This window comes from Marinococcus halotolerans DSM 16375 (assembly GCF_000420725.1).
In the GTDB taxonomy this organism is placed as follows: domain Bacteria; phylum Bacillota; class Bacilli; order Bacillales; family Marinococcaceae; genus Marinococcus; species Marinococcus halotolerans.
Map to the genome: position 1 here is coordinate 17,698 of NZ_ATVM01000020.1, position 21,180 is coordinate 38,877.

The window sequence follows — 21,180 nt, forward strand, 5'->3', positions numbered from 1 at the left end:
TTTACAGTATACTAATTATAATACAGGGGCATAGGGGCGTCAAAATACCGCCGCGTCTATAAATTTCGTTTGACCAGTGCAGGAGCGGGGAACCGCCCTGTAAGTGCCTATTGTTTAAGCAGAAGGGGGAAAACCATGAAATACGTTATTATCGGCGGAGACGCCGCCGGCATGAGTGCAGCCATGCAGATCTACCGGCAGGACGAGAACGCAGAAATTATTACGCTCGAAGCAGGAGAAATATATTCCTACGCTCAGTGCGGCCTTCCTTACATGCTTGGAGGCGAAGTCGAGGACAGCGCGAATTTAGTCGCCCGCGACGTTGATACATTCCGGGAAAAATACGGCATTGATGCCCGGGTAAACCACGAAGTGACCGGCGTCAATGCGGATAAAAAAGAAGTGAACGGTGTACATACCGGCACCGGCAAGCCTTTTCAGGTCACGTATGATAAGCTGCTGATTGCTTCCGGCGGGCGTCCGCTTCTGCCAAACTGGCCAGGACGCGAGCTTGAAGGGGTGCATACACTAAAAACGATTCCGGACGCCGAAACAATCAAAGCAGACCTGGCCCACGTAAACCACGTCACTGTTGTAGGCGGCGGCTATATCGGCCTGGAGGTGGCAGAAAACTGCATTCATGCTGGAAAAAAAGTAACGCTTTTACAGCGCGGCGACCAACTTGCCGGTATATTCGATCCGGACATGGCAGAATACATCGCTGAGGAAGCAGAAGCGAACGGCATTGAACTGCTGTTTGGGGAAAACGTTCAGCATTTATCAGGCAAAAGCCGGGTCGCAGCTGTCCATACCGACCAGCGGGTAATTGACACCGATGCAGTGATCGCCGGCGTCGGCCTGCGTCCTAATACGGAAATGGTGTCCAAATGTGGACTGTTCCGGCACGGCAACGGAGCCCTTCAGGTGAACCGCTATATGCAAACCAACATCTCTGATATATACGCCGCCGGGGACTGCGCCACCCAGTTTCACCGGATCAAGGAGATCGATGATTACCTTCCGCTCGGAACCCACGCCAACAAGCAGGGACGGGTCGCCGGCCTGAACATGGCTGGAAGCGTAAAATCATTCAAAGGAGTAACCGGCACGTCCATCCTCCGCTTTTTCAGCCTGACACTCGGAAAAACTGGTATCTCCGAAGCGGAGGCTGCTGACATGCGCTTTCCCCACCGCAGCGAAATGCTTACTACATCAAGCCATGCCGGTTATTTCCCGGGAAATACCAAGCTTCACATTAAAGTCACGTACTGCCCGGACACAGGTATTATCCTCGGCGGCCAGCTTATCGGCGGCGACGGCACGGATAAACGGCTCGATGTACTGGCAACCGCTCTCTTCCACCGTATGACGATCAGTGAGTTTGAGGATTTGGACCTGAGCTACGCTCCGCCGTACAATAAAGTGTGGGATCCGCTCCAGCAGGTGATCCGCCGGGCGAAGTAACTCTCCGCCTGCAATAGATAAAGCCAGCCGGCAATGCTCCGGCTGGCTTATTTTTTGTTTACAGGGCAATAGGCGGATTGGCGTGACATCTCCGGCATACCGGATAATAGGAGTCATTGCCGCCGATATGAATCTGATCGCCTGTATAAACCGGCCGCCCCTCGCCGTCGAGTCTTAAATTCATGACCGCTTTTTTATGACAGAACCAGCAGATGGTTTTCATTTCCTCGATTTTGTCCGCGTAAAGCAGCAGATGCTTGCTGCCTTCAAACAGTTCATTTTGAAAATCGTTCTTCAGGCCAAAGCTCATCACCGGGATATCAAGGTTATCAACAATCTCCGCCAGCTGAATGATGTGCTCCTGGGACAGAAACTGCGCTTCGTCCACGAGGATGCAGAACGGCCGCTCTTCTTCCTGGCGGACGATATCATAAATGTTTGTCTCTTCAAATACTGGAACAGCCTCACGTTCCACGCCGATTCTGCTTGCTACAAATCCCACCCCGCGCCGGTCATCCAGACCGGAGGTGAAGATGAGCACCGGCTTGTTCTGCTCTTCATAATTGTGGGCCACCTTTAAAATTTCGATGGACTTGCCGCTGTTCATTGTGCCGTATTTAAAAAATAACTGCGCCATATTATTCTCCCCTGCTTATCGGTTTAGGTTCATGATATAAAAAAGACGGAAGCCGCAGCTTCCGCCTTTACCCAACCATTGTGATTAGCGGTTATATTTTCTTTTGAACTTGTCCACACGGCCGCCGGCAGTGTTCTGCTTCTGCTTGCCGGTATAGAACGGGTGGGAATCGGAGCTTACCTCAATTTTGATTACTGGGTACGTGTTTCCGTCTTCCCATTCGATAGTTTCAGACGAGCTTTCTGTCGAACCGCTCAAAAACTTGAATCCCGTACTTGTATCCATAAACACAACTTTATGATATTCCGGATGTACTTGTTGTTTCATAGCTGGTCACTTCCTTTCGATTCTTCTCTTTTTCACACATAACGAGATTATAACAACTTCCCCGAAATTTATCAATCGTTCATTTCGTTTATTTCTTTCCGGTCGTTACTTTTCCCTGCTTGTCCTTTTGAAGCTCCTCAAAAAATTCTTCATTCGTTTTGGTCTGCTTAATGCGCCGGATAAAGTGATCCACGAAATCCGGCGAATCGTTCATCGTCTTGCGGATCGCCCATAAATTGTCCAGATGCTCCTTGGAAACGAGCAGCTCTTCTTTCCGGGTGCTTGAGCGGCGGATGTCGATTGACGGGAAGATACGGCGTTCGGCCAGACGGCGGTCGAGATGAAGCTCCATGTTGCCTGTACCTTTAAATTCCTCATAAATCACATCGTCCATTCGCGAACCGGTTTCTACAAGGGCCGTCGCCAGGATGGTCAGGCTTCCGCCTTCTTCAATATTGCGGGCCGCCCCGAAGAAGCGCTTCGGACGGTGAAGCGCTGCCGGGTCAATACCACCGGAAAGCGTCCGGCCGCTTGGCGGCAGCACCAGGTTATACGCACGCGCAAGCCGGGTGATACTGTCGAGCAGAATGACGACATCTTTTTTATGCTCCACAAGCCGCATCGCCCGTTCAAGCACAAGCTCCGAAACTTTAATGTGGTTTTCCGGCACTTCATCAAACGTCGAGCTGGCAACGTCCCCGTCTACGGAGCGCTCGATGTCGGTGACCTCCTCCGGACGCTCGTCCACAAGCAGCACAATCAGTTCGGTTTCCGGATGGTTTTCAGTGATACTGTTGGCGATTTCTTTCAACAGCGACGTCTTTCCGGCTTTTGGCGGAGCCACAATGAGCCCGCGCTGGCCGAAGCCTACCGGGGTGATCAGGTCAATAATCCGTGAAGACGCGCGATTGGGCTGGGTTTCCATCTGCATGCGCTCTTCCGGGTACAGGGGCGTCAGCGCCGGAAAATGCGGGCGCTCCTTCGACGAGTCCGGGTCCTCCCCGTTGACTGCTTCAACCTGCAGCAGCCCGTGGTACCGCTCCGAATCCTTCGGCGGCCGCACCTTTCCAGAAACTTTGTCCCCGTTTCTCAGATCAAAACGGCGGATCTGGGAGGCAGAGATATAAATGTCCTCCGTGCTCGGCAGGTAGTTAATCGGACGAAGAAAACCGTAGCCTTCGGTCTGGATAATTTCAAGCACGCCTTCCATAAACATCAGGCCGTCTTTTTCCGCCTGTCCTTTTAAGATCGCAAAGACGAGCTCCCGTTTGTTTAATTTGCTGTAATACGATACCTTGTATTCTTTGGCGAGCCGGTACAATTCTTTCAGCGTCATTGTTTCGAGCTCTGCGATGTTGACTGCCAATGCGGTCACCACTTTCTTTTTCTATTATGAATGCAAAAAAATAATCATGTATATTAGTGCCGTCAACGTGAAGAAACACTTACACTTTATGAATGTAAGCTGCCTGTTTTATTTCCGTTATGGCTTTCCGGCAAAACGTGTTGGGATAATTGGAAGATAAGAAAAGGAACGGATGCCCTGCATTCTTTGGAGCATTGAAGCAGATGTGCCTTCGCTCTGCATAAAGGAGAGGAGAACTGTTGGATGGCAGTAAATGTTTTTCGTATATGGATTGTACTTCATTATTTTAACTTTGAACGCCTCTGTCTGCAAGTGAAATTATCAGCACGGAACACCTCCGGAATAAAAATGAGAAAAGGACAGGTGCCCCTGTCCTCTGCCCGTTCTATTCGTCTCTGATGACAAAGTCCGGCTTTTTCTGCACGTTGTGCTTGCCGTCGACAAAGCGGACCGTTCCTGATTTCGCCCTCATGACAAGGGACTGAGTCGTAGCCTTGGAGCTTTTAAAATTCACGCCCTTCAGCAGCTCTCCCTCTGTTACGCCGGTAGCGGCGAAGATGCAGTCCTCTCCGCCGACCAGATCCGACATAAGAAGCGGCCGGCTGACGTCATCAATGCCCATTTCTGTGCACCGGGCCAGTTCATCGTCGTTCTGCGGAAGAAGCTTGCCCTGCATTTCCCCGCCCAGACATTTGAGTCCGACCGCGGCAATAACACCCTCCGGCGCTCCACCGGAGCCAAGCAGTATATCCACGCCTGTTTCATCAAAGGCAGTGTTAATCGCACCGGCGACGTCTCCGGCAGGGATCAGCTTGATCCGGGCCCCGGTATCGCGGACATCCTGAATCAGCTTGGCATGGCGCTCTCTGTCTAAAATAGTGACCACAACGTCCTCGATGTCCTTGCCTTTGGCCTTGGCTACAGCGTGCAGATTGTCTGCGACCGGGGCATCGATATCAATTTTTCCGATCGCTTCAGGTCCTACCGCAATTTTATCCATATACATATCCGGAGCATGGAGAAGCCTTCCATGGTCAGCAATAGCAAGTACCGCAAGGGCGTTCCAGGATCCGCTGGCAACGATTTCTGTACCCTCAAGCGGATCTACCGCCACATCGACTCTCGGACCAAAGCCGGTACCAAGCTTTTCCCCAATGTAGAGCATCGGTGCCTCATCCATTTCCCCTTCGCCGATGACCACGGTCCCTTTCATCGGGATCGTATCAAATACATCGCGCATTGCGCTTGTGGCAGCATCGTCGGCCTCGTCCTTTTTTCCCCTGCCCATCCAGCGTGCAGACGATAACGCCGCTGCTTCTGTCACTCTTACTAACTCCATCGATAGACTTCTTTCCATTGTTATACTCCCCCAAGCTTATGAATTTTGAATTTCCTGCATTTCCTGCTCGCTGATAGTCTCTAAACGGATCTCAGCGCCTAAATAACGCAATTTGTGCTCAATTTTTTCATAGCCCCGGGCTACATGCTCAAACCCGGTAATAACGGTCCGGCCTTCGGCCATCAGTCCGGCTACAATCAGGGCAGCCCCGGCCCTCAGATCACTCGCTGTTACCTGGACGCCCTGAAGGTCCGCCGGGCCCCGCACAATCGCTGTGCCCTCACTTGTGGTCACATCTGCCCCCATTCGTGCCAGCTCATCCACATGCTTGAACCGGGACGGATAGATGGTGTCGTGAACGATGGTTTTTCCTTCGGCTCTTGTCATCAGCGCTGTGAACGGCTGCTGCAGATCGGTTGGAAAACCCGGATAGACGAGAGTTTTTAACTGAACGGGCTGCAGCCTTTGCGCCCCGGTGACACGGACCGAATTATCATACCATTCAACGCCGGTTCCTGTTTCCCGGAGCTTGGCCGTTAACGCTTCGAGGTGATCGGGGATAACGTTGTCTATTACTACTTCACTCCCCATAGCCGCCCCGGCAATCATATAAGTACCCGCCTCAATCCGGTCCGGTATAATCGAATGCGTGCATCCGTTTAATTCTTCCACGCCGTCAATGCGGATAACGTTTGTTCCCGCGCCTTTAATATTTGCACCCATATTTGTTAAAAGCGTGGCTACGTCGATAATTTCCGGTTCTTTCGCGGCGTTTTCGATGACTGTCCGGCCCTTGGCCATAACTGCCGCCATCATAATGTTAATTGTTGCCCCAACGCTCACCACATCCAGATAAATGCGGGCGCCTTTCAGCTCTTTGGCGTGAATATGGAGCGACCCGTGTTCATTTTCGACCGTAGCCCCCAGAGCTTCGAAGCCCTTAATATGCTGATCAATCGGCCGCGGACCAAGATAGCAGCCGCCCGGCATGCCGATAACCGCTTTTTTAAACCGACCGAGCATCGCCCCCATCAGATAGTAGGAAGCACGCAGCTTCTTGACTTTACCGTTTGGCATTGGCAGCGGACGAACATTCTTCGCGTTGATTTTCATTCGGTGATTTTCCGTTTTTACATTCGCTCCCACGTCCTGCAAAATTTCAGCCAGCGTGTCGATATCGTGAATGTCTGGAAGGTTCTCGAGAGTTACATGGCCATTTGCCATCAATGCAGCCGGAACAAGCGCCACTGCGCTGTTCTTCGCTCCGCTGACCGACACCCGTCCTTCTAAAGGCCTGCCGCCTTCAATAATCATTTTCTGCATGCAATCATCCTCTATAATCATTATCCGGCATCCTCAGCTAGTCTGTATGAACCGGTATGTAAAAGCTGAATCCCGGGCCCGGATCCAGCCCTTTTTATGCTATTTGTGTCCTACTAATCGTTAAAAGTGTTTTCTTTTTTCAGCATAGATGTTTTTCCACTTATTAGCAAGAGAATTTGGCTGAATTTTCATACAAAAAAAGCTTCCGCAGAAACCCTGCAGAAGCCTGTACTGTTTTATTTTACTGCTTACGGTTTTCCCAGTCGCTCAGGAATTTTTCAATGCCCTGATCTGTCAGCGGATGCTTCAGAAGGCCGGGAACAACCTTAAACGGAATGGTCGCGATATGGGCACCGCGGGCCGCCGCTTCTGCCACGTGAGTGGAATGGCGCACGGATGCAGCAATAATTTTCGTTTCGATACCGTGAACGTTAAAGATCTCGGAAATCTCACTGATCAAGTCCAGACCGTTATGGCCGATATCATCCAGACGCCCGAGGAATGGGGATACGTATGTCGCTCCTGCTCTTGCCGCAATTAACCCCTGTACGGAAGAAAAGACGAGCGTAACGTTTGTTTGGATGTTTTCTTCTGTAAAGACCTTTACGGCTTTCATGCCCTCAAGTGTCATTGGAACTTTGACTGTAATATTCGGAGCGATTTTTGCGAGCTCCCGGCCTTCTGTGATCATGCCTTCTGCTTCGGTCGAAATGACTTCGGCACTGACGGAGCCGTCGACGATAGCAGTGATCTCTTTTAAGCGTTCATGAAAGTCGACGCCTTCCTTGGCGACAAGGCTCGGGTTCGTGGTGACGCCGGCGAGAATCCCGAGGTCATTCGCCTCTCTGATTTCATCGACATTCGCTGTATCTACAAAAAAATTCATACATGTTCCCTCCTATTATTTAGTACTCTTTATCCAGATCAAGCAAACGCTTGCAAATCATTTTACTATGAAAAGAAGAAAGTAAGGCGGAGAAAGAGGCGGCCCGTTTCCGGGCCCCTTTTCTTCGCTTTATGCTCATTAATTACGCCTGGTTGGAAGAACCAAATTCCTGCATTTTGAACTTCACTGTTTCTTTGACAGCATCGCGTGCCGGGCCGAGGTATTTACGAGGATCATACTGATCCGGCTGCTCTGCCAATACCTCGCGCACTTTCGCCGCAGAAGACATCTGGCTTTCCGTGTTTACGTTCACTTTAGCGTGACCGTAACGGATCGCTTTTTTCACGTCTTCTGTCGGAATGCCCGTGCCGCCGTGCAGAACGAATGGCACGTCCACAAGCTGCTGGATTTCTTCCATGCGGGTAAAGCTCAGGTTCGGCTCGCCTTTGTAAGGGCCGTGTACAGAACCAAGCGCAGCTGCGAAGCAGTCAACACCGGTCTGCTCTACAAGCTCTTTACATTCTGCAGGAATAGCGTAAGCTTCTTCCGCTTCAGAAACGACCAGGTCGTCTTCCTGTCCGCCTACACGGCCGAGCTCGGCTTCTACAGATACGCCGATCGCGTGCGCAGCATCTACAACGCGTTTAGTCATTTCAATGTTATATTCGAGCGGGTGGTGAGAGCCGTCGATCATTACAGAAGTAAATCCTGCTTTCATTGCCTTCATGCAGTTCTCAAAGCTCGAACCGTGGTCGAGGTGAATGGCTACAGGTACTGTTACGTTGTATTCTTTCATCAACGCTTTTACCAGCGTAACGACTGTTTCGAAGCCACCCATGTAGCGGGCCGCACCTTCAGAAACGCCGCAGATTACTGGCGACTTTTCTTCTTCAGCCGCCTGAAGAATAGCCTGGGTGAATTCCATGTTGTTCAGGTTGAACTGTCCTACGGCATACTGATTTTTTTGTGCTGTTTTCAGCATTTCCGTCATTGATACCAATGGCATAAAAAATATCCTCCCTCTTCGTTTCAAGCAAAATGTTTGAGCAGCTTCCATACATAGTAAATATATTTAAGCGCACGAAAGCATCTGCAGCTTTTATTCAGGCTGCATCGAATAGTGTGTATTAAAGCGTAATGATGATATGATCAGAGCGTCTTCACTATCAGATACTTTCGCTTGAAAACAGACCGACTATGCTATGTAGATCTTACTCAAATTCTTTTTTCATTATAGCATATCGAGTCCAGTTGTCACCCTTCTTGCGAAAGTTTGCCGATGATGCTCTTTAAGTTTTCAATGTCAAAAGGCTTGGTGATATAGTGATCCGCTCCGTTTTGTTTGGCTGCTTCCACTTGTTCTTTTTCACCAAAGGCAGTCATAATAATCACACAGGCATTTTCGAGGCGGGAGGAGCTTTGAAGCTCTTTAAGCAGCGTGAGCCCGTCGATTCCCGGGAGTTTCATATCGATGATAAAAATTTCCGGCCTCCATTCTTCTACCATATGTAAAGCAAGCTCGCCGTTATGTGCTTCCTTGACGGTGTACCCTTCTTCTTCGAGTACCTCTTTTAAGAGAAGCCGGATCCCCATTTGATCATCTACAATTAACACCCGTTGCATTGCATGAATTCCTCCTTCTCTACTTTCTTCTCCCTGCAGTATATATTACTATGAGATTTATGACCACGCATGTTTCAGCAGGGCATCAATTTCAAAGCAGAAAAGAGGATTTTCATGAAAATTTTTTCGACCCAGCTTCAGGGTAAATTTCAAAGCATCATGGACCAGGAGGAAGAATTTGAAGATGCGGCACGTCTGGCCGTCCAGGCTGTAAGGGGACTGGGCAGGCTCTGGGTCGCGGGATCACCGTCCGCCTACTCCATTGCCCTCGCGCTGGCCAGCCATCCGGACGCCCCGGGAGGCACCACGGCCATTGTGCCTTCTTCCGACACTGAGGCCCTGTCCGAGGTCGACCGTTTGTTTCTCATTATTCATCCCGACGAGCAGGAGGACATGCTTTCGTTTATCCAAACATGTGAAAACAGCGAAACACCTTTAATTATTTTCACGCAGGATGACGCCCGGATCAACGAGCTGCTCGGCCCGTTAAACTGCCATATTTCAGCACCTTCGGCCGACCCGGTCATCCCGGATGAAAAGGGAGAGCGCTACGGGTATCCATTTGACTTGTCCGCAATGTTCGCCGGCCAGCTTTTATATTTATATATAAAAGAATTATCGGATGAACTCGACTAAAGCAGAAGTATTATGCATAAAGAAGCCTGGATGATCTATGCCATCCAGGCTTCTTTTCGTTTATTCTCCTGCAGAGTGACGGATAAATTCGCGGAATAAAGGCTGCGGACGGGTCGGCCGGGAGACAAATTCCGGGTGGAACTGCGAAGCAACAAAGTAAGGATGGTCTGCTACTTCAATAATCTCTGCCAGACGTCCGTCCGGGCTCGTACCGCTGAAGATAAATCCGTTGTTTTCCAGCTGCTCTCTGTAAGCGTTGCTGAATTCATAGCGGTGGCGGTGGCGTTCATAGACGATCTCCGCCTCATCGTAAGCTTCCTTCGCCCGGGAGCCTTCTTTCAGCTTGCAGGGGTAAAGGCCAAGCCGAAGCGTTCCGCCGAGATCTTCGACATCCTTCTGCTCTGGAAGCAGATCGATGACTGCATTTTTAGCATCAGGATGAAATTCTGCCGAGCCCGCATCCTCTATGCCAGCCACGTTTCTTGCAAATTCCACGCTCGCAAGCTGCATGCCAAGACAAATTCCGAGAAACGGGATCTTCTGTTCACGGGCGTAGCTGATCGCTTCAATCTTGCCCTGGATACCGCGGTCTCCGAAGCCTCCGGGCACAAGAATTCCATCAGCATCCTTCAGGCGTTCAGCTACATTATTTTTATCCAGATCCTCCGACTGCACCCAGTCGATTTCGATGTCTGCATCAAAGTGATAGCCGGCGTGCTTCAGCGACTCCGCCACTGAAAGATACGCATCCGGAAGCGCAACGTATTTTCCCACAAGAGCAATACGTACAGTTTTGCTTAAGTTTTTCACCCGGTCGACGAGCGCAGTCCATTCCGTCATTTCTGCCGGCGGTGCTGTCAGCTTCAGATGATCGCAGACGATCTGATCCATATGCTGGCGCTGGAGTTCAAGCGGGATCTGGTATAATACTTCTGCATCTCCGGCTTCAATTACCGACTCGGAAGGCACGTCGCAGAACGAAGCGATTTTTTCCTTCATGTTTTCCGGTACCGGCTTTTCTGTCCGGAGTACAATGATGTTCGGCTGGATGCCGATACCGCGCAGCTCTTTGACGCTGTGCTGCGTCGGTTTGGATTTCATTTCGCCCGCTGCGGATAAGTATGGAATTAACGTGCAGTGCACGTACATTACGTTGTCGCGTCCAACATCGCTTTTAATCTGACGAATGGCTTCAAGGAACGGGAGGCTTTCAATATCGCCGACCGTACCGCCGATTTCTGTAATTACTACATCGGCTCCTGTTTCTCTTCCTGCACGGTAGACACGTTCCTTAATCTCATTTGTGACGTGCGGAATAACCTGTACGGTGCCGCCCAGATAGTCGCCGCGCCGTTCTTTGCGAATAACGGATGAGTATACTTTTCCGGTCGTGACATTGCTGTTTTTGCTGAGGTTAATATCGATAAAGCGTTCATAGTGTCCGAGATCCAGGTCTGTTTCCGCTCCGTCGTCTGTAACGAAAACCTCCCCGTGCTGATACGGGCTCATTGTTCCCGGGTCCACGTTGATATATGGGTCAAACTTTTGGATAGTAACACTAAGTCCTCTGTTTTTAAGCAGTCTCCCAAGGGAAGCTGCTGTAATGCCTTTACCTAACGAAGATACAACGCCGCCAGTAACGAAAATATATTTACTCGCCATATACCTATCTGCCTCTCTTTATATAAATGTTCTTTAAAATAGTGCTTCCAGGGCCCGCACGATGCGGGTCAGTTCGATGTTGCTACAGGATGTAGCGATTTTAATCGAACATCCTTTAAATAACACCCTTCGCTTTTCTTTGTCCAGCTCCGGAAGCCAGCGGCAGCGTGTCCCTTCAGATCTTTGTTAAAGGGAAAAAACCCCTTTATCCAAAGCTCTTCCAGGGCCCGCGCCGCTAAACAGGCTTCCTCCGCTTTTCTTTGTCCAGCTTCGAAGCCTAACCGCTCGGGGTTACTTCCCAGCCGACTCCGGGCAGCAGGCTGCCCTGCACGTCTGGGAAGTACCTGTCGCGGTTGAGCAAGGCTTCTGCGCTTTTCTTTAATCATAAAAAAAACAAAAGTGGCGCCCTGCCACCATATGGAGGGGGCACACTTTTGTTTGTCGTTCATGCTTATATAGGTATCATTTTCACCTTTACGTCACAGCCCAAAAATGATTGTACCTATACGAGCTTCGAAAGTCAAGATATGACCACGATAAAATTACCGGCTCTCTTCTTCACTTTCCTCTGTATTGTCGCTTCCACTGTCTTCTTCGTCTTCATCTTCGTCCTCGTCGAAGCCTGGACCGGAATTACCTGGCTCAAAGCCTTCGAGATCATTATCATCAAACGTGTCTTCATCGGCGTCGTCTTTTTTAGAGATGGCGTCCAGATCGTCGGAAATGTCCACCAGGTCATCGTCATACGTTTCTTCTTCCGGATCGATCTCATCGGCAAGCTCATCAGAGCCCTGTACAGTATGGCTCAGCTCTTCATCTGACTGATCGAGAGGATACCATCCGCGAAGACCCCAGTGGTTTTCGCCCAGGTGCACAAACCGTCCATCCAGATTCATGGATGTAAACAATTTGATCATCCGGCTTTTTCTTTCTTCTTCCGTGTAGCCTTTTAATTCTGTCAGACGGTCCATGACTCTCGTATAGCCTGATGCTCCGCCCTCTTCTTCGAGAATCATATATGCCAGTTCCATCGAAGACATTTCCCGTACTTTTTCTTCGCTCAACTCGTTTATTTTCACAGCTTCATCGCTCCTTTTCACGAACATGCCCTTATGCTGATTCCTTTATATTAATCGCTTCATCGCTACGAAAATTCATACCTAAAATTATAAACATATTTCGAAGGAAAATTCCATAATTATTATTCAATTCTTCCTGATAGAATTTACCGCCTGTCTGTTTAATTGTTTTCCAGAGGTGCCCATTCGTTCTGCTGCCGGTTCGTGAGAAGGGAAACGAGCACAAACGCCGCAAGTGAAAAAAGAACAGGCATGGCTACCTCGTGCATCCCGAGCCACCCCGGCAGCCAGATGGAAATAATCATGTATGAAGCGATACCTGTGACCATCGCTGCAAGCGCTCCCCAGCCGTTTGCCTTTTTCCAATACAGCCCTAAAACAATTGGCCAAATGAACGCTGCTTCCAGCCCACCAAAGGCAAACAGATTCAGCCAGATTAAAAACTCCGGCGGGCTCCACGAAATAGCTACAACAATAATGCCGACGGCTGCCGTAACAATCAGGCTAAGCAGGCGTATTCTGTTTTCTGACGCGTCCGGCTTGATATAGTTGATGTATACATCTTTCACTACTGAGGAGCTGATCATCAGCAGCAGGGAATCCACGGTGCTCATGATGGCCGCCATCGGCGCTGCCAGGACGATACCGGCCAGCCATCCGGGAAGGACAGTCATCGTAAGCTCCGGCATAACGGTATCGGCCACTTCAATGCCCGGAACAACGACGCGGCCCATAACCCCGGCCATATGCATTCCAAACATCATAAAAGCAACCACTGCCGTTCCGATCAGAAGTGCACGGTGCATAGCAGCCGAGCTTTTATACGACATCGCCCGCACGGCCACCTGAGGCAGCCCGACCACTCCCACACCGACTAAAATCCAGAATGACGATACATAGAGCGCGGTTAAATCTCCGTCTGCGCCGAACGGTGTAACGAGGTTCGGGTTTTCCTGATACAGGGAGGTCATAATATTGTTCATGCCGCCTCCGGCTATCAGTGTAGCGGTAAAAATAATCAGCGTGCCGACTACCATAATAATGCCCTGCACCGCGTCTGTAACCACTACTGCCCGGAAACCCCCGATAATTACGTAAAACAGGACAGCTGCTGCAAACAGGAACAGAGACGCCTGATAGCTCATGCCTGTGACCGATTCGATGAGCCTCGCGCCACCTACCCACTGGGCAGCCATAGCGGAAAATAAAAAGATGACAATGCTAAATGCCCCTAAAATAACAACAAGTCCGTTATTATAGCGGGAGCGGAGAAAATCCACGAGTGTTACAGCCCGGTACCGGCGGGCCATGACGGCAAATCGCTTGCCGAGAATCATCAGCGTGAAATAGCCGGTAACCACCTGGGCCATGGATAAAAGCACCCAGCCAAGCCCGCGGTCGTAAGCGATGCCGGGGCCCCCGACAAAGCTGCTCGCACTGCCGTACGTCGCAACCATTGTCATTGCAAGCACGAGTCCGCCAAGTTCACGGCTTCCTAAATAGTAATCATGAAGAAAAGAAGCAGCTCCCGTCCTTTTTCTAGCAGACCAGATACCGATCGCAAACGTAAAAAGTAAAAAAACGACTAATGGCACAATCACTTCTATATTCATTAGTCTTCCTCCTGATCAAGAGGAATATCACGGAGGACGAACTTCACGACAAACCATAGAGTGACGAGTAAAAGCACTGGCCCGAGCACACAGCTGTAAAAAAGCCAGTCGGGCATACCGAGTATGTACTGATAATCCTGGGGGTCTCTGCCTCCAAGACCATACGCAAAACCAAACCACCAGATAAAATGGCCCACAGCAATAGCAACCCCAAGAAGCGCTTCCTTCGCTGTGAGCTGCTGCAGCTTTTTCTCTTTTTCTTCCAGGCTCATGACCATCCTCCAATTTTTCGTTCCTTCAAAAACTTCAATTAGTTTAGCTGATTTACCAGTCTGCTGCAACCTTATTGACAAATCGTTCCCGTTTCACGAAAATATACGTATTGTGTCTGTAATTTCAAGCGACGTTTAATCATTATAAAAAAGGGTATTATAATTTAATAAAGTTAAAGGTGTTGATGTATATGGCTGGCGAAAAGCAATTTGACCAATTCGAACCTGGAGAAGTCGTCCATTACGAAGGCTATGAAATGAAAGTTATTTCTGAATTTGAACGCACAGTTATCGTAGAGTTCAGTGATTATCCAATTGTGGGAAAAGAAGAAGAATTTCCTTACCACCGCATCGTCCTATTAAAAAATGAAGTAACCCATTAAAATAATCATCTATCAAGTGCAAAGCTGCTTCCTCACACAAGAGGAGCAGCTTTTTTGATTTATAGAATCTTAGATCAGGACCCAAATGAAGCAGGGCCGTTCGACGTTGCTACAGGACGTAGCGGTTTATTAGTCGGCCGCGTTTTCCCTGGCTAGCTCCGCCTCCTAGCCGTCCGGTCCATTGGCTTCACCCTTGTTTCACCGTCTAACGACGCTTCCAACAAGGTTTACGCCAGCCGTCCGGAACGGCTGTGCAAGTCGGCTCCGCTTTTCTTTTACATCTCCTTCTCCATAATCAGCATTGGAATCTGATAGCCGCCGAATTCTCCCTGAAGCTTTTCTTTTTCCTCAAATCCCTGAGCTTCGTAGAACTTCTGCCCGCGGGTATTTTTTTCCTCTATATACACCCGGATCTTTTTAGCGTTCGGCTCTTCCATCAGCGTTTCGTCAAACAGCTGTTTTCCAATTCCCCGGCTCTGATACTCAGGAAGCAGGTACATAGCAGACATTTTACAGCTTCGTTTGTCGTCGATCGGCCCTAAATCAGAAAACCCCACGACTTTCCCATCCACTACAGCTACTTTGGACGTATGACTTGATATCCGGCGCATCAGCATTTCATCGTTGTAGGCCTGACTCAAATACATCTCCTGGGCCGGCAACGGAATAATGCCCTCATAGGCGTCATGCCAGCAGTCTCTTGCTACTTCGCGGATCCGGTCCAAATCTTTATACTCCATCGGGCGGATAATAACAGCCATCGCACTTCCTCCTTCTGCATGGTAGCATGTCTTCCTGCTATTCTTCTAGATCTACCATTATTTACCCTTCCTACCTGCAATAAAAACCGCGCGGAAACGCTTCCTTTTTCTGCTTGACGTTTATGATTTCCAAATGTATAACTAACCTGTAAGCGTATTCAAATTTACCAGGGGGACGACATCATGATTACTTTTATCATCGCAGTAGCATTACTGATTATCGGGTACTTTACATACGGTGCTTTTATTGAAAAATTATTCACTGCAAACGACAAGCGGGCGACCCCCGCCTTCACTAAACAGGATAACGTAGACTACCTTCCTATGGGAACGAAGCGGAACTCCATGATTCAGCTGCTGAACATTGCCGGCGTCGGCCCAATCTTCGGCCCGATCATGGGCGCTCTTTACGGACCTGTTGCTTTTTTGTGGATCGTGTTCGGCGCCATTTTCGCTGGAGCGGTACACGATTACTTAACCGGCATGATTTCTATCCGCAACGGTGGCGCCCACCTTCCGCAGCTTGCCGGCAAATTTCTCGGCAAGTCAATGAAGCATATCGTAAATGGATTTTCTGTGCTTCTTTTATTATTAGTTGGCACCGTTTTCGTCACCGCTCCCGCGGAACTGCTGAACGGGATTCTTCCTGGATGGATCGGTCTTGCTGCCATTATTACAGTTATTTTTGCCTATTATACGCTCGCGACACTTCTTCCGGTGGATAAAATCATCGGAAAAATCTATCCGATCCTCGGGGCGCTGCTGCTGCTAAGTGCTGTCGGTATTGGAGGCGGGCTTATCGTTCAGGGGCAGCCGATTCCAGAGCTTTCGTTTCAAAACATGCACCCGGATCAGGCGCCTATTTTTCCACTGCTCTTTTTAACTATTTCCTGCGGGGCTATCTCCGGCTTTCATGCCACCCAGACGCCGATCATTTCACGGACTACACAAAACGAAGGCAGTGGAAGAAAAATTTTCTACGGGATGATGATCGCAGAAGGTATCATCGCCATGATCTGGGCTGCTGCTGCTATGAGTATTTTTAATGGGATTTCCCTGAATGAACTCATCGCTGCAGGCGGACCCGGGGCTGTGGTTAGCGAGGTTTCAATGACGATGCTCGGAGCTGTCGGCGGTACACTTGCCGTTCTCGGGGTCATTGTACTCCCGATTACGTCCGGCGATACGTCGTTTAGAAGTGCACGGATGATTATTGCGGACTACTTCCGGATCAATCAAAAGAAAATGCCGAACCGGCTTTGGATCGCGCTTCCGTTGTTTGTCGCTTCGTTTGCTTTAACAAACATGGACTTCACCATTTTGTGGCGGTATTTTTCCTGGGCCAATCAGTCCACCGCTATGATCGCCCTGTGGGTCGGTGCCATGTATCTCGTGCTCGCCGGGAAAAACCACTGGGTCGCTTCGATTCCGGCCACCTTTATGACCATGGCAACATTCACCTACATTTTAAATGCGCCGATTGGCTTCGGCCTGCCAATGGACATAAGTTATATTATCGCGGCTGTCGGAACACTAATCGTTATCGCCCTGTTTGTTAAACGGGCCCGCGCCTACGTGGGGACCAAATTTCCAGTCGACGAACAGATCGAATCGGCGTATGAAAAAGCACCCGCCAAAGCATAATAAAAAGGCACCGCCCATCCCGGGTGGTGCCTTCGTCGTTATTACATCGTTTCCGGCGCATTCACGCCGATAAGGTCCAGGCCGTTCTGCACCGTTGTCTGGACTGCCTTTGCCAGTACGAGTCTCGCCTGGGTTTTCGGCTCGTCTTCCGCGTCCATGACGCGGTCTGCATTGTAGAAGCTGTGAAATGCAGAGGCCAGTTCATGGAGATAGGTGGTCATGCGGTGCGGGGCATATTTATCCGCTGCAATTGCCACCTCTTCCGGAAATTCACCAATTTTTTTCAGCACGGCCAGCTCTTTCTCACTGTGGATCGGTGTCAAATCTGCCGCTGGATCAAAGGTGATGCCGCGTTCCTCCGCCTGGCGGAAAATGCTGCAGAGCCTGGCGTGAGCATACTGCACGTAGTATACCGGATTTTCATTGGACTGCGATTTGGCCAGGCTCAGGTCAAAGTCCATATGAGTGTCCGGACTCCGCATCGCAAAGAAATACCGGGTGGCGTCAATGCCGACTTCGTCCATCAGATCCCGCAAAGTTACCGCTTTTCCGGTCCGTTTGCTCATTTTCACGCGCTCGCCGTTCTCAAACAGATTCACCATTTGAATGATCTGTGTTTCAAGCTGGTCTTTGTCATAACCAAGCGCCTGCACCGCTGCTTCCATACGCGGAATATAGCCGTGGTGGTCCGCGCCCCAGATATTAATAACCTTTTCAAAGCCGCGGCCAAATTTGTCCCGGTGATACGAAATATCCGGCAGCAGATACGTGTAGGTGCCGTCGTTTTTCACAAGCACCCGGTCTTTGTCGTCACCGTAACGGCTCGAGCGGAACCATACTGCCCCGTCTTCTTCGTATGTTTCTCCCTGATCATGCAGGTACTGCAGCGTTTCTTCAACATTGCCGTTAGTATAAAGTGAGGTTTCCGAATACCACACGTCAAAACGGACTCTGAATTGTTCAAGATCCTGCTTCAGCTTTTCGATTTCACGCTTCAGCCCATATTCACGGAAAAACTCGAGCCGTTCCTCCTCTTCGACGTTTACAAACCGGTCACCCTGCTCACTGGCAAGCTCTTCACCGAACTGGCGCACGTCTGCTCCCTGATAGCCGCCTTCAGGCATTTCCATCTCCATGCCAAGCGCTTCAAAATAACGGCTCTCGACCGATCTTGCCAGGTTTACGATCTGGTTGCCGGCATCGTTAATGTAATATTCACGCGTCACCTCATAGCCGGCGAAGTCCAGAATGTTGCAGAGCGAGTCCCCCACAGCCGCGCCGCGGGCATGGCCGAGATGCAGGTTGCCGGTCGGATTCGCCGATACAAACTCCACCTGGACCTTTTTCTGTTTTCCTACATCAGAACGACCGTAGTCCGCTCCCTGATTGAGCACTTCCGGAATTACATCAATCAAATAACGGTTGTCCATAAAAAAGTTAATAAATCCCGGGCCCGCAATTTCAATTTCTTTGACAGAGGCTTTGTTTGTATTTAAGTGATTCACGATGTCTTCGGCGATCGCCCGCGGTGCTTTTTTTGCCACACTTGCGAGCTTCATCGCCGCATTGGACGCAAAGTCCCCGTGGCTTTTTTCCTTCGGGGTTTCAAGCACAATTTCCGGCACTTCCCCTCCCCGGGCAAGCCCCGCCGCTTCAATTGCCGCCGCAATTTCTGTTTTCAGCTGCTCTTTCACTTGATCCATTATATTCATGTGTTCATGCGTCCTCCTCAATAACGATCGAAATTTCGTAACGTCCTACCGGCGTCCCCTGCAGTACCAGCCGGTAATGAAAATCAATATGAAGCATCCAGCCGAGGTTGGCCTTTGTCACAGCCAGATGGTCCGTTACCGCTTCTGTATGAAGCCGGCCGTAGCCCATATCGTAGGTGCCTTCGGTACGTTCACCGTAGGCGTAGACCTGACGCATGGCCACGGCCCCGCTTCGGAGTACCATAACCTCTGCATTTCCTATTTTCAGTGTTGTCTGTACTTTTCCTATGCCCTCGAGCTCTTCTTCGAACCGGACATACGTCCACTCCTGTTTTTCGTACATTTCGCCATCTGCTTTCAGCTGGATAGTTTCACGTTCATCCTCCTGCTGCATGTTGGTTGTCATGGCTACTTTTACCGGGATTTTCGCTGTATCTGCCACGATGAGCCACCTTTCTCTATGCCTGCACATACTCGCTTTCAACGCTCCGGTTAATCACTGTCTTATTTTAACACGTCTTTGCGCATTGAGAAGGGAAAATTGATCAATTGAAAAGCCTGCAGACAAAAAAGCTTCCCTGCCGGAGCAGAGAAGCTTTGATCACCCTTTGACCGATCCGGCGAGCAGGCCGCGGACAAAGTATCTTCCGAGTACAATATAGACAATCAGCGTCGGCAGGGCGGCAAGCATGGCACCGGCCATCTGCACGTTCCACTGCACGATCTGGCTGCCGGATAAATTCTGAAGCGCCACCATTACCGGCTGGCTGTCGGCGTTTGTGATCGTTACTGCAAACAGAAATTCGTTCCAGATGTTTGTAAACTGCCAGATGGCCACGACGACAAATCCCGTAATGGAAAGCGGAATGATGACACGCCGGAATATCTGCAGAAAACCCGCGCCGTCAATTTTCGCCGCCTCGATCATCGTATCCGGAATATTGGCATAAAAATTTCTAAACATCAGGGTCGTAATCGGCAGGCCGTACACGACGTGGGTTAAAATCAGCCCCGGAATCGAGTTGTACAATTCAATGGTTCTGAGAAATTGAATGAGCGGAATGAGGATGCTCTGATACGGAATAAACATCCCAAACAGCAGCACAGTAAAAAGAATTTCCGAGCCTTTGAACTTCCATTTGGACAGCACGTACCCGTTCATCGCCCCGAGCAGCGCGGATAAAATTGTGGCCGGAATAACCAGATAAAAGCTGTTCGCCAGGTTCGGCGCCAGGGCTGTAAAGGCTTCTGCGTAGCTTGAAAAGTCGATTGCTGTCGGAAATGCCCACATCGTAGCGAGGCTCACTTCGTCGAGCGGCTTCAGGCTGGTGACTACGATGACGTAAATAGGTGATAAAAACAAAAGCGACATGAAAATGGCGAGTGCATATTTGAACACCGGCGTTAATCGAACAGCCATCACCCTTCCCTCCTTCGATTGGCGAGTAAGTACGGTACGATGAATACTGCGACCAGGATGAGCATCACCATGGCAATGGCAGCCCCGTTCGCGTAGTAGTTGGCCCGGAAGGTCGTTTCAAACATATACACGCCCGGCACGTCAGTTACGAAATTAGCTCCCGAACCGGTCATGGCATATACCAGGTCAAAGATTTTCAGCGAAATATGTGCCATGATAATAACAACACTTACCGTAATCGGCAGAAGCAGCGGAATAACTACCTTCATGTATACCTTCCACTCCGACGCTCCGTCGACCCGGGCAGCCTCCCGGAGCTCCTCCGGAATGCCCCGCAGTCCGGCCAGATACATCGCCAGGGAAAAGCCGGTCATCTGCCAGACAGCTGCAATAACAAGCGCGATGATGGCGACCGGGAGACCGAATTCAATACTTCCCCACTGAAAGCCGCCCAGAATAGTCGTATCAGTGTACCAGAGCGGTTCGATACCGAAGAAAGCCAAAAATGTATTGTAGCCGGTGGACGGATTCAAAAGCCACTGCCAGACGACACCGGTTACGACAAAGGAAAGCGCCATTGGAAAAAGAAAAATATTGCGGAAAAGCGTTTCGGCCTTTAGCTTTTGATCGATAAGCACAGCCAGGCCGAGCCCGCTCACAATTACAAACCCGATAAACAGAATCGTGAAAAACAGGGTGTTCCTTAAATCCGCCTGAAAACGGAAATCCTGGAACAGATATATATAGTTAGCAAACCCGGCAAACGAAAAGTCCGGCGTCAGGCTGTTCCAATTGCTGAGCGAAACGTACCCTGTCCATCCGATAAATCCGTATACAAATACAGCGACCAGTAAAAACGAGGGGACGATAAACGCCACGGCCCACCAGCGGTCCTTGACGACCTTTTTTCGTTTCACCCGGTCTTTTGCTGCTGTTTTATCCATTACTTCGTCGGCCATCTTCCATCCCTCCTTTAAACAAAAGAAGCCCGGCACCGCTTTCACCGGCACGGGGCTTCCTTCTGTTAATCATC

General features: G+C 49.9%; 21 protein-coding genes. 4 read left to right on the plus strand and 17 right to left on the minus strand.

Features of this window, described 5'->3' with window-relative positions; all coding sequences use genetic code 11:
- Window positions 1-135 precede the first annotated feature (135 nt).
- Window positions 136-1,464 carry an FAD-dependent oxidoreductase gene (locus tag G548_RS0112990; RefSeq protein WP_022794587.1) on the plus strand — a complete coding sequence of 443 codons (1,329 nt, stop codon included), beginning with the start codon at window positions 136-138 and terminating at the stop codon, window positions 1,462-1,464.
- A gap of 58 nt (window positions 1,465-1,522) precedes the next feature.
- Here the strand turns inward: G548_RS0112990 and G548_RS0112995 are convergent, their stop codons facing one another.
- From G548_RS0112995 to G548_RS0113035, 8 genes are all read right to left on the minus strand, one after another.
- Entirely contained in the window at window positions 1,523-2,101 is a 579-nt protein-coding gene (locus G548_RS0112995; RefSeq protein WP_022794588.1) for a thymidine kinase, read from the minus strand.
- Between the two features lie 84 nt (window positions 2,102-2,185).
- Window positions 2,186-2,428, minus strand: coding sequence for a type B 50S ribosomal protein L31 (locus G548_RS0113000; RefSeq protein WP_022794589.1), 243 nt, complete (start codon window positions 2,426-2,428; stop codon window positions 2,186-2,188).
- An 88-nt stretch (window positions 2,429-2,516) separates the two neighbouring features.
- Complete coding sequence (rho, locus tag G548_RS0113005; RefSeq protein WP_022794590.1) at window positions 2,517-3,794, minus strand: transcription termination factor Rho; 1,278 nt, start codon at window positions 3,792-3,794, stop codon at window positions 2,517-2,519.
- 385 nt (window positions 3,795-4,179) lie between these two features.
- Entirely contained in the window at window positions 4,180-5,151 is a 972-nt protein-coding gene (gene glpX, locus G548_RS0113015; protein ID WP_022794592.1) for a class II fructose-bisphosphatase, read from the minus strand.
- Window positions 5,152-5,169: 18 nt separating this feature from the next.
- Window positions 5,170-6,456: a UDP-N-acetylglucosamine 1-carboxyvinyltransferase gene (locus G548_RS0113020; protein WP_027847403.1), complete on the minus strand. Its 1,287-nt coding sequence runs from the start codon at window positions 6,454-6,456 to the stop codon at window positions 5,170-5,172.
- A gap of 241 nt (window positions 6,457-6,697) precedes the next feature.
- Entirely contained in the window at window positions 6,698-7,342 is a 645-nt protein-coding gene (gene fsa / locus G548_RS0113025; protein WP_022794594.1) for a fructose-6-phosphate aldolase, read from the minus strand.
- A gap of 142 nt (window positions 7,343-7,484) precedes the next feature.
- Window positions 7,485-8,348: a class II fructose-1,6-bisphosphate aldolase gene (fba, locus tag G548_RS0113030; protein WP_022794595.1), complete on the minus strand. Its 864-nt coding sequence runs from the start codon at window positions 8,346-8,348 to the stop codon at window positions 7,485-7,487.
- A 248-nt stretch (window positions 8,349-8,596) separates the two neighbouring features.
- Complete coding sequence (locus tag G548_RS0113035) at window positions 8,597-8,965, minus strand: response regulator (protein WP_022794596.1); 369 nt, start codon at window positions 8,963-8,965, stop codon at window positions 8,597-8,599.
- A gap of 114 nt (window positions 8,966-9,079) precedes the next feature.
- Between G548_RS0113035 and G548_RS0113040 the strand changes: the two genes are divergently transcribed.
- On the plus strand, window positions 9,080-9,601 hold the full coding sequence (locus tag G548_RS0113040) for a DUF2529 family protein (RefSeq protein WP_022794597.1): 522 nt from the start codon (window positions 9,080-9,082) through the stop codon (window positions 9,599-9,601).
- 60 nt (window positions 9,602-9,661) lie between these two features.
- On the opposite strand, the gene G548_RS0113045 is transcribed toward G548_RS0113040, so the two are convergent.
- From G548_RS0113045 to G548_RS0113065, 4 genes are all read right to left on the minus strand, one after another.
- Entirely contained in the window at window positions 9,662-11,263 is a 1,602-nt protein-coding gene (locus tag G548_RS0113045; RefSeq protein ID WP_022794598.1) for a CTP synthase, read from the minus strand.
- Window positions 11,264-11,805: 542 nt separating this feature from the next.
- Window positions 11,806-12,342 (minus strand): DNA-directed RNA polymerase subunit delta, encoded by a 537-nt coding sequence (gene rpoE / locus G548_RS18185; protein WP_169435249.1) that lies wholly within the window; start codon window positions 12,340-12,342, stop codon window positions 11,806-11,808.
- Window positions 12,343-12,503: 161 nt separating this feature from the next.
- Window positions 12,504-13,955 carry a sodium/pantothenate symporter gene (panF, locus tag G548_RS0113060; protein WP_022794601.1) on the minus strand — a complete coding sequence of 484 codons (1,452 nt, stop codon included), beginning with the start codon at window positions 13,953-13,955 and terminating at the stop codon, window positions 12,504-12,506.
- On the minus strand, window positions 13,955-14,227 hold the full coding sequence (locus tag G548_RS0113065; RefSeq protein WP_022794602.1) for a YhdT family protein: 273 nt from the start codon (window positions 14,225-14,227) through the stop codon (window positions 13,955-13,957). Before G548_RS0113065 ends, panF begins: the two co-directional genes overlap by 1 nt.
- Before the next feature lie 191 nt (window positions 14,228-14,418).
- On the opposite strand from G548_RS0113065, the gene G548_RS18190 reads away from it, so the two are divergent.
- Window positions 14,419-14,610, plus strand: coding sequence for a hypothetical protein (locus G548_RS18190; protein WP_022794603.1), 192 nt, complete (start codon window positions 14,419-14,421; stop codon window positions 14,608-14,610).
- A gap of 275 nt (window positions 14,611-14,885) precedes the next feature.
- On the opposite strand, the gene G548_RS0113075 is transcribed toward G548_RS18190, so the two are convergent.
- Window positions 14,886-15,371, minus strand: a complete 486-nt coding sequence (locus tag G548_RS0113075; RefSeq protein ID WP_022794604.1) for a GNAT family N-acetyltransferase — start codon at window positions 15,369-15,371, stop codon at window positions 14,886-14,888.
- A gap of 183 nt (window positions 15,372-15,554) precedes the next feature.
- Here G548_RS0113075 and G548_RS0113080 point away from each other — a divergent pair, with 183 nt between their 5' ends.
- Window positions 15,555-17,015 (plus strand): carbon starvation CstA family protein, encoded by a 1,461-nt coding sequence (locus G548_RS0113080; RefSeq protein WP_022794605.1) that lies wholly within the window; start codon window positions 15,555-15,557, stop codon window positions 17,013-17,015.
- Between the two features lie 41 nt (window positions 17,016-17,056).
- Here G548_RS0113080 and argS read toward each other — a convergent pair whose 3' ends face one another.
- The 4 genes from argS to G548_RS0113100 all read right to left on the minus strand — a co-directional run bounded on the left by argS (window position 17,057) and on the right by G548_RS0113100 (window position 21,091).
- Window positions 17,057-18,727, minus strand: coding sequence for an arginine--tRNA ligase (gene argS / locus G548_RS0113085; RefSeq protein WP_022794606.1), 1,671 nt, complete (start codon window positions 18,725-18,727; stop codon window positions 17,057-17,059).
- Window positions 18,728-18,731: 4 nt separating this feature from the next.
- Window positions 18,732-19,169, minus strand: a complete 438-nt coding sequence (locus G548_RS0113090; RefSeq protein ID WP_022794607.1) for a YwiB family protein — start codon at window positions 19,167-19,169, stop codon at window positions 18,732-18,734.
- A 159-nt stretch (window positions 19,170-19,328) separates the two neighbouring features.
- The gene (locus tag G548_RS0113095; RefSeq protein WP_022794608.1) at window positions 19,329-20,147 is read right to left on the minus strand and encodes a carbohydrate ABC transporter permease; all 819 of its coding nucleotides are present in this window, start codon (window positions 20,145-20,147) and stop codon (window positions 19,329-19,331) included.
- Window positions 20,147-21,091, minus strand: coding sequence for a carbohydrate ABC transporter permease (locus G548_RS0113100; RefSeq protein ID WP_027847406.1), 945 nt, complete (start codon window positions 21,089-21,091; stop codon window positions 20,147-20,149). The genes G548_RS0113095 and G548_RS0113100 overlap by 1 nt, the downstream gene beginning before the upstream one ends.
- Window positions 21,092-21,180 lie beyond the last annotated feature (89 nt).